14 protein-coding genes and 2 tRNA genes are annotated in these 12,502 nt (G+C 37.3%); 15 read left to right on the top strand and 1 reads right to left on the bottom strand.

Annotation, left to right across the window (positions count from 1 at the left end; genetic code table 11):
* The first annotated feature begins 226 nt into the window (after positions 1-226).
* The 15 genes from JFU18_RS20570 to JFU18_RS20640 all read left to right on the top strand — a co-directional run bounded on the left by JFU18_RS20570 (position 227) and on the right by JFU18_RS20640 (position 11,204).
* Positions 227-1,468 carry an amidohydrolase family protein gene (locus JFU18_RS20570; protein ID WP_201032274.1) on the top strand — a complete coding sequence of 414 codons (1,242 nt, stop codon included), beginning with the start codon at positions 227-229 and terminating at the stop codon, positions 1,466-1,468.
* Between the two features lie 112 nt (positions 1,469-1,580).
* A complete protein-coding gene (locus JFU18_RS20575; RefSeq protein ID WP_201034357.1) occupies positions 1,581-2,876 on the top strand; it encodes a purine/pyrimidine permease in 1,296 nt (431 codons plus the stop codon).
* A 165-nt stretch (positions 2,877-3,041) separates the two neighbouring features.
* The gene (gene gerE, locus JFU18_RS20580) at positions 3,042-3,266 is read left to right on the top strand and encodes a spore germination transcription factor GerE (RefSeq protein ID WP_000659484.1); all 225 of its coding nucleotides are present in this window, start codon (positions 3,042-3,044) and stop codon (positions 3,264-3,266) included.
* Positions 3,267-3,649: 383 nt separating this feature from the next.
* Complete coding sequence (gene racE / locus JFU18_RS20585; protein WP_002015338.1) at positions 3,650-4,462, top strand: glutamate racemase; 813 nt, start codon at positions 3,650-3,652, stop codon at positions 4,460-4,462.
* 130 nt (positions 4,463-4,592) lie between these two features.
* Positions 4,593-5,642, top strand: a complete 1,050-nt coding sequence (locus JFU18_RS20590; RefSeq protein ID WP_002129281.1) for a GerMN domain-containing protein — start codon at positions 4,593-4,595, stop codon at positions 5,640-5,642.
* 131 nt (positions 5,643-5,773) lie between these two features.
* Entirely contained in the window at positions 5,774-6,511 is a 738-nt protein-coding gene (gene rph / locus JFU18_RS20595; protein WP_002015340.1) for a ribonuclease PH, read from the top strand.
* An 11-nt stretch (positions 6,512-6,522) separates the two neighbouring features.
* Complete coding sequence (locus JFU18_RS20600) at positions 6,523-7,131, top strand: XTP/dITP diphosphatase (RefSeq protein WP_201031852.1); 609 nt, start codon at positions 6,523-6,525, stop codon at positions 7,129-7,131.
* 13 nt (positions 7,132-7,144) lie between these two features.
* A complete protein-coding gene (locus tag JFU18_RS20605) occupies positions 7,145-7,648 on the top strand; it encodes a metallophosphoesterase (protein WP_137057153.1) in 504 nt (167 codons plus the stop codon).
* Between the two features lie 108 nt (positions 7,649-7,756).
* A tRNA-Gly gene (locus JFU18_RS20610) sits at positions 7,757-7,830 on the top strand.
* Between the two features lies 1 nt (position 7,831).
* Positions 7,832-7,905 (top strand) — tRNA-Arg (locus JFU18_RS20615).
* Positions 7,906-8,015: 110 nt separating this feature from the next.
* Positions 8,016-9,014: a tyrosine-type recombinase/integrase gene (locus tag JFU18_RS20620; RefSeq protein ID WP_201034356.1), complete on the top strand. Its 999-nt coding sequence runs from the start codon at positions 8,016-8,018 to the stop codon at positions 9,012-9,014.
* Between the two features lie 701 nt (positions 9,015-9,715).
* On the top strand, positions 9,716-10,405 hold the full coding sequence (locus JFU18_RS20625; protein WP_201034619.1) for a hypothetical protein: 690 nt from the start codon (positions 9,716-9,718) through the stop codon (positions 10,403-10,405).
* A complete protein-coding gene (locus JFU18_RS20630) occupies positions 10,402-10,602 on the top strand; it encodes a hypothetical protein (protein WP_201034355.1) in 201 nt (66 codons plus the stop codon). Before JFU18_RS20625 ends, JFU18_RS20630 begins: the two co-directional genes overlap by 4 nt.
* Before the next feature lie 29 nt (positions 10,603-10,631).
* On the top strand, positions 10,632-10,808 hold the full coding sequence (locus JFU18_RS20635) for a hypothetical protein (RefSeq protein WP_201034354.1): 177 nt from the start codon (positions 10,632-10,634) through the stop codon (positions 10,806-10,808).
* 33 nt (positions 10,809-10,841) lie between these two features.
* Positions 10,842-11,204 (top strand): helix-turn-helix domain-containing protein, encoded by a 363-nt coding sequence (locus JFU18_RS20640; RefSeq protein ID WP_201034353.1) that lies wholly within the window; start codon positions 10,842-10,844, stop codon positions 11,202-11,204.
* Between the two features lie 826 nt (positions 11,205-12,030).
* On the opposite strand, the gene JFU18_RS20645 is transcribed toward JFU18_RS20640, so the two are convergent.
* A complete protein-coding gene (locus JFU18_RS20645) occupies positions 12,031-12,243 on the bottom strand; it encodes a DNA-binding protein (RefSeq protein ID WP_201034352.1) in 213 nt (70 codons plus the stop codon).
* Positions 12,244-12,502 lie beyond the last annotated feature (259 nt).

Below are 12,502 nucleotides of genomic sequence, written 5' to 3' on the forward strand. Positions count from 1 at the left end.
TAGGTGGGAGATCAACTGCCCGTAAACGCCCGATTGGTGAAGGCTAATAATCAGTGGGGGATGCCCCCCCACTGATTATAGTTTCACTTTATGAGAAGACCATTAGGTTATATTACATTTTTTTGTGAAAGGACAATACAGTGGATTAATTGTCTTAATTTTCAGTTGGTATTAAAATGAAAATGAGGGTGTGACGTATTTTCTAATATAAGGTGGGGAAATGGTAATGACATTATATTGGTTGACTAATGTAAAGCTTGAAACAGGTTATACATATGAAGAAGCGAAAATTTCACAAACGGAAACTGAGATATGCAGTCTTCTTATTGAAGATGGGCGAATTAAAAGAATTATAGCGGGAATCGCCCAAGAGGAAGGAACGTTAACTTTTGATGCTAATCGTTTATTAGTTTTACCAGCTTTTGAAGAGATGCATATTCATATTGATAAAACATATTATAGTGGGCCTTGGAAAGCTTGTATGCCAGCAGAAAATATTTTTACACGTTTTAATGAAGAAAAAACGATTTTACCAAAGCAATTAGCAACTGCTCAAGACAGGGCGGAAAATATGCTAGAGTTATTGCTTCGAAATGGCGCAACAAATATTAGAACGCATTGTAATGTGGATCCGGTTATTGGACTTCGTAATTTAGAGGCAACGTTAGCGGCTTTAGGAACATATAAAGATCGGTTGTCTGGTAGAATAGTTGCATTTCCGCAACATGGATTATTGCGAAGTAATTCTATGCAACTTGTGAAAGATGCGATGCGTATGGGCGCACAATTAGTTGGCGGAGTGGACCCAGCTACAGTAGATAATGATATTGAAAAATCATTACATACGATTATGGACATTGCGGTAGAATTTAATGCGGATGTTGATATTCATTTGCACGATGCGAATAATCTTGGAACGTTTACAATGAAGAGATTAGCCAGTCTAACGGAAGAAGCAGGATGGCAAGGTCGTGTAACAATTAGTCATGCGCTTGGACTTGGTGGTGTTACTGATAAAGAAGCTGAAGAAGTGGCAGAAAGACTAGCAGCATTAAAGATTGATATCACTTCAACCGTTCCAATCGGTAAACAAGTAATCCCAATTCCATTATTAGATCGAAAAGGAGTTAAAGTTTCATTAGGAAATGATAGTATTACAGATCATTGGTCTCCGTTTGGCACAGGTGATATGCTTCAAAAGGCAAATCGATTGGCAGAACGATTTGGTTGGAGTGATGAAAGGTCTTTAGGGAAAGCTCTTCGTTTTATTACTGGAGGGAAAGAAACGTTAAATAATGAAGGGAAACGAGTGTGGCCGAATGTAGGTGATGAGGCAAGTTTTGTTTTAACGAATGCAACATGCGCCGCGGAAGCAGTGGCTCGTCAAACAGAGAAGCGTGTAGTTATGTATAAAGGAAATGTTGTTATAGGGGATTTAAATCAAGTGAAATCTGATAATCTTGTATAGAGGAATCGTTTAGATGTTTTGAGAAGGGTTCTAATTGTGAAAATAGAACCCTTCTTTTTTATTTAGTAGAAACACGGAAGTACTATACTTCCTTATAAGGAAGCAAGAAGGGATGAAAAGTTTGGACAATCAACATAATCAAAATCATATTATGGGAACTTTGCAATGGTTTATTTTTTTATTAGCAAACTCAATCGCGCTACCAATTGTCGTTGGCGGATTATTTCATCTTACGACGGAAGAAGTATTTTATTTAATGCAGCGTACGTTTTTCGTAGTTGGTATATCTTCTTTTTTACAAGGATGGCTTGGACATAAGCTTCCGATTGCGGATGGACCAGCAGGATCTTGGGTTGGTGTATTTACCGTGCTTGCTTATGCAACTGTAGGGCAGGATCAATTACATAGTACATTGCAAATTTTAGAATTAGGAATGATGGTTGCGGGAGTTGTTTTAATAGGGCTAGGAGTAACGGGAGTTATCGGGCGTATTTTATTTTTATTTACGCCGCTCGTGACAGGGACGTTCTTACTTTTATTATGTTTACAATTAAGTGGTGTATTTTTAAAAGGAATGCTAGGAATTACAGCTACTGCTTCTCAAATTGATGGATTTACAGCATTAATTGCTTTTGGCATATTTTTATTCGTAGTCATACTCTCCAACTTCGGAAAAGGGTTTGTTAAAAGTTATGCGGTTTTAATAGGGTTAATTAGTGGCTGGATTATTTTTCTCATTGCAGGAAAAGTGACGATCCCATCTCAAGTAACTCAGTTTGTGCAACTTCCACATATATTCGCGTGGGGAATTCCAAAATGGAATACAGGTATGGCTGTATCAAGTTTCGTTATGGTATGTATTTTAGTTTCAAATACAGTGGCAGCTATTATAGCAATCAATCAAGCTACGATTCATAAAGCGACTATTGAACAAAAACAGTTGAGAAATGGTACGTGGGTCGGAGGGATTTCGCATATGATTTCCTCTTTGTTTTCAACTGTAGGTGTCGTTCCACTACCAGCAACGGCAGGTTTCATACGTTTAACAAATCAAAAGTACATGCGTTCATTCTTATTTGCATGTGTACTATTAGTCGGTATGTCGCTGTTTCCAAGTATTATCCGCTACTTAGCCTCTCTGCCATCCGCGGTCGCATCTGCGGTTTTAATGGCTTCGTTCGTACAGTTAATTGGAATTGGATTTAATAATATAAAACAAGTGCCAATCAGCGAAAGGAATGTAACGATTTTAGGAGTTGCTATATTATTTGGAAGTGGTGTTATGTTTTTACCGTCTGGAGCACTCCAATCCTTGCCGTCTGTGATGCAATATATATTCGGAAATGGTTTGTTCGTAGGTACTGTTGTAAGTATATTGCTAGAACAAATATGGCGTACTGAAAAGTAAGTGGATAAAAAGAGTGTACGCACTGTATAAAAGTCTAAAATAACATAAGAAATAAAGCCTATTTTCATTCACCACCTGCACATTTCGTTCATACAATATCTTGACTAAATAAACACCCAACTTACACATATACAGCTCTGGCTTAAGCAAGGAGGGTTATACCAGTTGAAGGAAAAAGCGTATCAATCTAAACCGTTACTCACAAAGAGAGAAAGAGAAGTATTTGAATTACTGGTTCAAGATAAAACGACGAAGGAAATTGCAGGTGAACTGTTTATAAGTGAAAAAACAGTACGTAATCACATCTCAAACGCAATGCAAAAGCTAGGGGTTAAAGGACGTTCACAAGCAGTTGTTGAGCTTCTTCGTATGGGAGAGCTTGAACTATAAGAAAGCAGCCGACTTTTATACAAAAGGTCGGCTATTTTTCTGTTTGTTTCATGCTCCATATGAATGATAAGAATGTTTCATACATAAATAGGTAAGGCTATAAAGAACGCGATAAATAAAATATAGAAATAAAACTCCCGCTATTAATAAAAGTAGCGGGAGTTTTATTTTGAATGAGCATTTTATATAGAAGAAACCGACTTTCATATAGAAGGTCGGTTATTTTTCTGTCTTGCAAATTATGAAAAAAAGGAGCAAAATAAAAAAGGTCCTGATCTATATAGGTACAAATGAAAATTTTTATACAGGGGCACTTTAAGTTAGCGAACTTAAAGTGTGTGAAATATACTGATAAACATAAAAGATGATGAATGAGAAAACGGGTGATTAAGTTGAATAGAGCGATCGGTGTTATTGATTCAGGAGTGGGCGGTTTAACAGTAGCGAAGGAATTAATTCGTCAGTTGCCGAAAGAGCGTATTATATATTTAGGGGATACAGCACGTTGCCCTTATGGTCCGCGTTCTCGTGAAGAAGTGCGTCAATTTACGTGGGAAATGACGGAGCATTTATTAGATTTAAATATCAAAATGTTAGTTATTGCGTGTAATACAGCAACTGCGGTTGTATTAGAAGAAATGCAGAAACAATTACCAATTCCAGTAGTTGGAGTTATTCATCCAGGATCACGTACAGCTTTAAAAGTGACAAATACGTATCATGTTGGGATTATTGGAACGATTGGAACAGTAAAAAGTGGCGCCTATGAAGAGGCGCTAAAGTCTATTAATAACCGTGTTATGGTAGAAAGTTTAGCGTGCCCACCTTTCGTTGAGCTTGTAGAGAGTGGGAATTTCGAAAGTGAAATGGCGTATGAAGTTGTAAGAGAAACATTGCAACCGTTGAAAAGTACTGACATTGATACGCTTATTCTAGGATGTACACATTATCCGATTTTAGGTCCTGTTATTAAAAAGGTAATGGGGGATCAAGTACAATTAATTAGTTCGGGTGATGAAACAGCGCGTGAGGTAAGTACGATTTTATACCATAGTAAGATGCTAAATGAGGGAGAAGAACAAAGTGATCATCTCTTCTTAACGACTGGTAAAATAGGCCTGTTTAAAGAAATTGCATCAAAGTGGTTCGGTCAGCCGATTGAAAATGTGAAGCATATCAATTTAGAAACAGAATAATAGTAGATTCATATAAGAGAACTCCTGAGAAATCAGGGGTTTTTTCTATATAAGTAGCCATAGCTTGTTCTAAAACATGAAACAGCTCGTATACATAATAGTACAAACTTAGATTTTAGGGGGGAATGGCATGCCTAAATCCACTTTTAAATGGGTTGTTGGTGCTACTGTGAGTGCGATTTTATTATCAGGGTGTGGCTTGTTAAATCAAGAGAAAGCGACAGAACAAATTGATCCGCCAAAAAAAGTTACGTATACAGAAGGTGAAAAGAAAGAAACTGCTAAAAAAGATAAACAAGGGCAAACAGTAAATAGAGAGTTATACCTCGTTGATAAAAATGGATATGTCGTACCGCAAACTATTGCAATGCCTACTCCGAAAGCGAATGAAGTTGTACAGCAAACGTTAGAGTATCTTGTGAAAGATGGACCAGTTACAAATTTATTGCCAAATGGATTTCGAGCAGTCCTTCCAGCGAATACGACGATGACCTTGAATTTGAAAAAAGGCGGGACAGCAGTAATTGATTTCTCTAAAGAAATGAAAAATTATTCAAAAGAAGAAGAACGTCAAATTGTTGAATCAGTAGCGTGGACTTTGACTCAATTTACAGAAATAAAACAAGTGCAGTTCCAAATAAATGGTGAAAAGTTAGTGAAGATGCCTGTTGCGGGTACACCGCTTGGTGAAGGTGTAAGTCGTGCGAATGGTATTAACTTTGATGATGAACAAGTAGCAGATGTGACGCATACAAAACCGGTTACACTTTACTTTATGGCGCAAAATAATAATAAGCAGCAATATTACGTACCGGTAACAAGGCGCGTTGCAGAAGGAAAAGAAAATGATTACTCGGCAATTGTGGATGAGCTTGTAAAAGGTCCGATTCAAGGGTCGCTACTAAATGATTTTAATCCAGGAGCTAAGCTTATTACGAATCCAAAAGTGGAGAACGGAAATATTACATTAAACTTTAATGAAAATATATTTGTGAACCCAGACAAAAACATGATTTCAAATTATGTGTTGAAATCGTTAGTCTTATCTTTAACGGAAAAACAAGGTGTGAAAAATGTTTCTATTGAAGTGAATGGGAAAGCAAATCTTATGGATGAGAAAGGTGAAAAGTTAATAAAACCTGTTGATCGTCCACAAAACGTGAATACAGGTAGTTTTTAATCGCGAATAATTTGATATACTTATGTAAGAAAGGGGAATTGCTTTTTGAGTTCCCCTTCTTTTATTGTTATACATATCGTACATTTAAATTTGGCTATACTAATGAGAGTATTTATGAGGGGGTTATTTTTATGCGAGTAGATGGTAGAGGAAAAGCAGAGCTACGCCATATACATATTCATACAAATTATTTAAAACATCCAGAGGGATCAGTACTAATTGAAGTTGGGGATACAAAGGTAATTTGTTCAGCGACAATTGAAGAGCGTGTACCGCCGTTTATGCGCGGAGAAGGAAAAGGCTGGGTAACAGCAGAATACTCAATGATTCCACGTGCGACAGAGCAACGTACAATCAGAGAGTCAAGTAAAGGGAAAGTAACAGGGCGCACAATGGAAATCCAGCGTTTAATTGGACGAGCATTACGTGCGGTTGTTGATTTAGAAGCGCTTGGCGAAAGAACGGTTTGGATTGACTGTGATGTAATTCAAGCGGATGGCGGAACGAGAACAGCTTCTATTACAGGTGCTTATGTAGCGATGGTATTAGCTTTTGAAAAATTATTGCAAGCAGAAAAAGTATCTAAAATTCCGGTGAAAGATTATTTAGCGGCAACGTCAGTAGGTGTTGTTGAAGAACAAGGTGTTGTTTTAGATTTAAATTATGCTGAAGATTCTAAAGCAGACGTTGATATGAACGTTATTATGACTGGAAAAGGTCAGTTTGTTGAAGTGCAAGGAACTGGAGAAGAAGCGACGTTTAGCAGAGCTGAATTAAATGAATTACTTGATGCTGCTGAACAAGGGATTTTCCAACTTGTTGAAAAGCAAAAAGAAGCGTTAGGTGACATCGTATCTCATATAGAGTAGAGGTGGAAAATATGAAGCAAGTTGTTGTAGCGACGAAAAATCTTGGAAAAGTACGTGAGTTTGCTGAGTTATTTGAGAGATTTGACTTAGAAGTGAAATCTTTACACGATTTTCCTCATATTGAAGAAGTCGAAGAAACTGGTGAAACATTTGAAGAAAATGCAATTTTAAAGGCGGACAGTCTTAGTAGACAGTTGAATTCCATCGTAATTGCGGATGACTCTGGTCTTATTGTAGATGCCTTAAACGGGAAACCAGGTGTGTATTCAGCTCGTTTTGCTGGAGAGCCGAAAGATGATCAGGCGAATATAGATAAAGTGTTACAAGAGTTAACTGACGTCGATTTAGAAAAACGTACAGCTCGTTTTTACTGTGCGCTAGCAGTTGCTTTCCCTGAAGTGGATAAAGAGCCGGTTATTGTAAACGGAACGTGCGAAGGGAAAATTCTAGAACAGCGTCGCGGGGAAAATGGTTTCGGATACGATTCGATTTTTTATGTAGAAGAATATAAAAAAGCGATGGCTGAGCTAAATTCGGATGAGAAAAATGCGATTAGCCACCGCGGACGCGCTCTTCGTAAATTAGAAGAGAAAATCCCGGAATGGTTTTTAGAAGAATAAGGGAGAGAGATTGATGAAAGCTTTAATCGTAAGCGATAGTCATAGCTCTGTGAAGGAATTACAGCAGTTAAAAGAGAAATATGAAGGGAAAGTAGATGTCATGATTCATTGTGGTGATTCAGAGCTAACGCCTGCTCACGAAGAGCTACAAGGTTTCCAAGTTGTAAAAGGGAATTGTGATTATGCTAACTTTCAAGATGAAATTGTAACTGATGTAGATGGAATTCGTTTCTTAGTTGTACACGGTCATCGTCATAATGTGAAAATGACGTTACAAACGTTAGCGTATCATGCAGAAGAAATAGGAGCACAAGTAGCGTGCTTTGGACATTCTCATGTATTAGGGGCAGAATTACTTGATGGGATTTTATTTATTAATCCAGGAAGTATTTTGCTCCCGCGCTCTCGTGTGGAAAAGACATTCGCTTTATTAGAAATGGATGAAAATCATATAGAAGTTCGTTTTGAAACATTAGATGGACAGCTGGTGGAACAAGCAATTTTTAAAAGAGGATAAGAAAAATTATCCTCTTTTAAAAAAGTGTTGACTTTATAAGTAGTTATGAATATAATAAATATTGTCGATAGGGCAACGGCGCTAACGAAGAAAAATAAAATAACATATGCGGGTGTAGTTTAGTGGTAAAACAAGAGCCTTCCAAGCTCTGGTCGAGAGTTCGATTCTCTTCACCCGCTCCATGTCCCAGTAGCTCAGCCGGATAGAGCATACGCCTTCTAAGCGTACGGTCGGGAGTTCGAATCTCTCCTGGGACGCTAAAAAAACCTTTGCGGTGACGTCAAAATCCGCGATATATAAGCTCTCTAATTCGTCAGTTGAATCGTACAATGTGCGGTCACTAACGAGTTAGGGGGCTTATTTTTTTATGTCAAAAAGACGCGATTCTTTAACGATTAGCGAAGACTTATCGAATATTTTTAGCGATAGATTGAAAAGCGATCAGCGAAAGAAAGAGACCACAGAGGGTCGTTATACATTTAATTTAACAATTGACAAAGCACTCGAAATAGTTGTGCGTCAAATGAAGGCGACAGGCTTACGTGAGCGTACGATAAATGACTATTATTTACACGTTAACCACTTTACGAAGATAACAGATACGCAGTACTTAGAAGAATTAAACGTTAATCATATTTACGGGTGGCTATCGTCTATGAACGTTAGCAATCAAACGAAATTAACTCGTTTGAAGTGTCTAAAGGCGTTTCTAGGACGTTGCCACGATAACGGGTGGATTGATATTAACTTTTGGCGCAATGTGAAGATAAAGGTAGATACGCCTGTTAAAGAAGGTGCGACGGATAGAGAAATTAATATATTGTTATCGGTACTCGATTTAACACGATTCTTAGATTTACGAGACGCTACCGCTATCTTACTTATGTATCAAACGGGAATACGTGTCGGCACATTGGCGCAATTAGAACATAAACACGTCGATTTAGATGCGAAAGTATTAAGTATTGACGGCGGTATTATTAAGAATCATGAATCGATATATCTGCCGTTTGACGATGCTCTCGCACGATTGCTAGACGTTCTTATGAAACAAAATGAAATCATTCGCAGAGAGTATAAAGCGAAAAATGATTATCTCTTTATTACGAAGAGTGGCGGAAGTGTCGTAACTAGTCCGACGAATAACATCATAACAAAACGAATGACTAAACATGCGAAGGAATATGGACTAAAAAACATCAATCCGCATGCTATACGAAGAGGATTTGCGAAGAATCTTTTAAAGAAAGGCGCAAACGTTGCATTAATATCTAAAGCGCTAGGACATAGTGATATATCTGTTACAACACGTTATCTACATTTAGATAAAAATGAAGTAGCGGAAAGTTTAAGGAATTTCTTATAAATAAAAAAGTCCCCAGCGCCAACTGGAGACTCAAAACTACTAACATCGAAACTAAATAACGGACAAGCCGTATCAGTCCGACCATCTACTTTGCATTCTATCGAAAAAATTCGAAGATTGCAAGGCGTCTTTAGTAATGTCTTTTTTAGGTACTGATGCGGTAAGTCAAAAAGCGCATGCCGTAGCGCTATAAAAACGTAAAAGGTTAGCTAGAGCCGACGCAAATAAATCAGCGCTATACAATCCAACGCATATCATTCCCCGTGCGTCGTATAGGTCTAGCCGATTGCGGGCATTGTACGGCAAGGGTGGAAATACGTTGTTACTACGGTAACAGGGTGTATCGAAAGATTTACGCACTATGGGACGTTTTGTAGTGTAGAAAGTCGATATGTGTGAAAGCACAAGGACGGGGAATGCGTTACTGAAAACCTCACACAACGAGCCGACGCTAGTTGTTAACGCCTTACCTCTATTTGCATAGAAACTACGAAATTATGACGAAGTTTAAAACGCTTTGTTATTTTTTTATCTATGCGAAATAGGGGTTCAAACTGCGCCCAGCTTCCTACGACTTCCTCACCTCTGCTAGTCGATGTGTCACCGATTGTCAATAGCATAACTTCGATATTAAACGCGACTAGCGGAAGTGAGTTGAATATCGGAGGATACAGGTGCTATAAGAGGTGGAAGACTTACGCATGGAAAGCAGACTTACTATAAGGCGATACGCAAATAAAGACGAGGACATAAACGAAACATTAAATAGAATAGCGATACTAGCTAAGGAAGAAGTGGAAGATTATTACACTGGAATATGCGATAATAAGTATGTAGAAAAAATTGAAGCGCATTACATACCACTGATTGAGCGATTAGCTAAAGATAACTGGTATAAGATAAATAACGAAGTACACTTTATAGATGATTGTTTCCGCAGAATAGAATATACGATTAGAACGTTTGATATAAATAGGGGAGATTTCGATAAGAGGATTAAGTGTTTTATTTATCAAGCTTTACGTAAATATTGCGGAGAAAGAGGAAGAGGACAAAGGAGGAAGGTGCTAACACTTATAGGCGATATTAAAGTGCTTGAAACGCTAGAGGACTGTACAGATACTACCGAAGAAAAGGCGATCTGCAATGTAATGACTAACCGAGATACTTACGCAAAGCTATATGAAAACATATGCAAGAAGAAAATAGATTTCATTGTACTAGATACTATGATACATACGGTAGAGAATAACGAAAAAGTTACGGAGGTTGCGATTTCTAGAGCATTATCGAAGAAGACAGGGCGATCATTTGATTCTGCTAGAAGTACGGTGAGGGGATTTAAGCAGAGAATCCGAAAAAGAAATATTAGAAAGGGAGATAAGGCGTGAAGGATAGAAAGAAAGAGAAAAATACAAGGGTGAACCTGTTAATAGTTGCATTTGTATTGCTGGTTGTTACGAAGATAATTGGAAACGCCGTCATAGGTGGGCTAGCAGTAGTATTTGCAATGGCTGTACTCGCATCGGTTATTACTGCTAGGATTGGACAGTTTGTGCGGAAGAGGAAAGAAGATGAGGATGTATAAAGGTTCGGAAAAGACGGAGGAATTATGCTATGAGGAAGCGTAAAGAGAGGTATTTAATTATATTCGCATTTTTATTTATGTGGGCAACGAGGGCATTCGGTAATCTATACGTATCAGCTTTCGGTGTTGTATTCGCGTTATCGGTAGGTTTGGCGTGTTTAACCGAAATTATACTGAGAAGAAGAGACAGAGATACTCGAGAGTGATTGATTTAATAAATACAACGGAGGACAGATATAATGGCTCGTAATCTAAAATCAGCAGAAGACAAAGCCGTGGCGGAGCGTATATCGTCAAATATAAAAGAATTGATGATTCTAAGAGGATATAGGCAAGTTGACTTAGTAGATAGGACTGGAATTAAGAGAAGTACAATGAGCGACTACATAAATGGAAATACAATAGTACCAACGCAAGCCATTAAAAGGATAGCAAAAGCGCTGGGAGCGACTGAGGCACAAATATTTGGGGATGAAATTCATATCACTGAATTCGATAATGTATATGACCTTATAGTCGAACTGCAAAGGGAGCTTGAAAAGGCTAATGAACGCATAACTAAACTAGAGGCGCACATATTACGGGGAGCTGACACCTTATAACAACTATTAGAAATCACATTCAGGAAGATGGCGGAGTTCGCTTCAAGCGAATTTTTTAGCTTAACTCGCTTGTAAGTGGACTCTAAGTTAAGTTATAATGTTGCTATAAGAATACTAAAAGTATCCATTATGATAAAAAGTTAGCATAATGACCCAGGTGGCGGGGGGATGAAAGCCGCTTTCGGGGATACATGAGTTCACTTAAAGTTAACTGTTAGATTATTTTTTTTATCTTTATGTTGCCTAAGGGACAACAATGAGCTAAATGTTCTCAAAATGAAGACTTTGCATACCTAATTAGTAAACTACAGGTTTATAAGTAATATTCTGCATTAGATGTGGAATACTATATAAAGAAAAAAGTCTCTCAAGTGCTACCAACACTGAAAGACTTTAGATAAAAATATTACTTCTTTCCTTTGCTCATGTTAATCATTCCCATAACAACCATGAGTAAAGAGCAAACCGCAGTAACGGTGATTGCATCCATATGTATTCACCACCTTGCAAAGTCTGCCGTACTACCAATATGACAGGCTTTTTCGTATATTCGTATTATAACCCAACTTGGTTATAGATTCCAAAAGTTATTTTCTATACAAAAAACTAAATCTTTATTTTGAAACTATTAGGAACAAGCCTAAAGTAATCATAACCTACTATGCTTTGAGGTATGCGAAATTGTATAATAATTTTCTAACACTTCTAAACGAAGCGGTACGCATTAATTTGCGCCCACTTCGTTTTTTGTTATATTGTTTAGTAATGTATCTCGCCATTCTTTCTATACATTACTAATAATTAGGCGATATGCACAAACTGCTTTTTATTTTCTCATTTTTTCCTTCCTTACTAAAATATCTTGTTTATAGAATAATCTATCGCGTCTTGTCTCTTTAATCGGTATTAGCTTTTCCTCTTTTATCAACTTGTTTAAATACTGTCTCGAACACCCGAGAATATCCAAAGCTTCCGAGGAATTCAAAATTTCATCTTGTATGAATTTTGTTAGTTGTTCTTTTGTTTCAAAATTAAACATTGTTCTTCTCCTTTATATACAGGGTAATTATATTAACCAACATTAAAAATAAAGCTATTCCAGTAAAAATAATGTAGATATAACTCCCCGTATCTAGATTGTTATAATCAAGGGTTGTTAAAACAAAAATTAAAAATAAAGCAACAGGGACATTTGTCCAGATGAATTTTTTCATAATTAGTATGAATGTGTTATAATCTTAGGTATAGGAGAGGTTTCTCTCTCCCTGTGGTTACTTTGAGTCGTCTTCTTGGTGGGA

The organism is Bacillus sp. TH22 (assembly GCF_016651015.1).
In the GTDB taxonomy this organism is placed as follows: domain Bacteria; phylum Bacillota; class Bacilli; order Bacillales; family Bacillaceae_G; genus Bacillus_A; species Bacillus_A mycoides.

Excerpts from the sequence above, each read along its gene's own strand:
- JFU18_RS20645 (WP_201034352.1), bottom strand. The coding sequence starts at position 12,243 with ATGTTTAATTTTGAAACAAAAGAACAACTAACAAAATTCATACAAGAT.
- JFU18_RS20605 (WP_137057153.1), top strand. The coding sequence starts at position 7,145 with ATGAAAGCTTTAATCGTAAGCGATAGTCATAGCTCTGTGAAGGAATTA.
- JFU18_RS20575 (WP_201034357.1), top strand. The coding sequence starts at position 1,581 with ATGAAAAGTTTGGACAATCAACATAATCAAAATCATATTATGGGAACT.
- JFU18_RS20590 (WP_002129281.1), top strand. The coding sequence starts at position 4,593 with ATGCCTAAATCCACTTTTAAATGGGTTGTTGGTGCTACTGTGAGTGCG.
- JFU18_RS20625 (WP_201034619.1), top strand. The coding sequence starts at position 9,716 with ATGGAAAGCAGACTTACTATAAGGCGATACGCAAATAAAGACGAGGAC.
- JFU18_RS20640 (WP_201034353.1), top strand. The coding sequence starts at position 10,842 with ATGGCTCGTAATCTAAAATCAGCAGAAGACAAAGCCGTGGCGGAGCGT.
- JFU18_RS20635 (WP_201034354.1), top strand. The coding sequence starts at position 10,632 with ATGAGGAAGCGTAAAGAGAGGTATTTAATTATATTCGCATTTTTATTT.
- JFU18_RS20570 (WP_201032274.1), top strand. The coding sequence starts at position 227 with ATGACATTATATTGGTTGACTAATGTAAAGCTTGAAACAGGTTATACA.
- JFU18_RS20620 (WP_201034356.1), top strand. The coding sequence starts at position 8,016 with ATGTCAAAAAGACGCGATTCTTTAACGATTAGCGAAGACTTATCGAAT.
- rph (WP_002015340.1), top strand. The coding sequence starts at position 5,774 with ATGCGAGTAGATGGTAGAGGAAAAGCAGAGCTACGCCATATACATATT.
- JFU18_RS20600 (WP_201031852.1), top strand. The coding sequence starts at position 6,523 with ATGAAGCAAGTTGTTGTAGCGACGAAAAATCTTGGAAAAGTACGTGAG.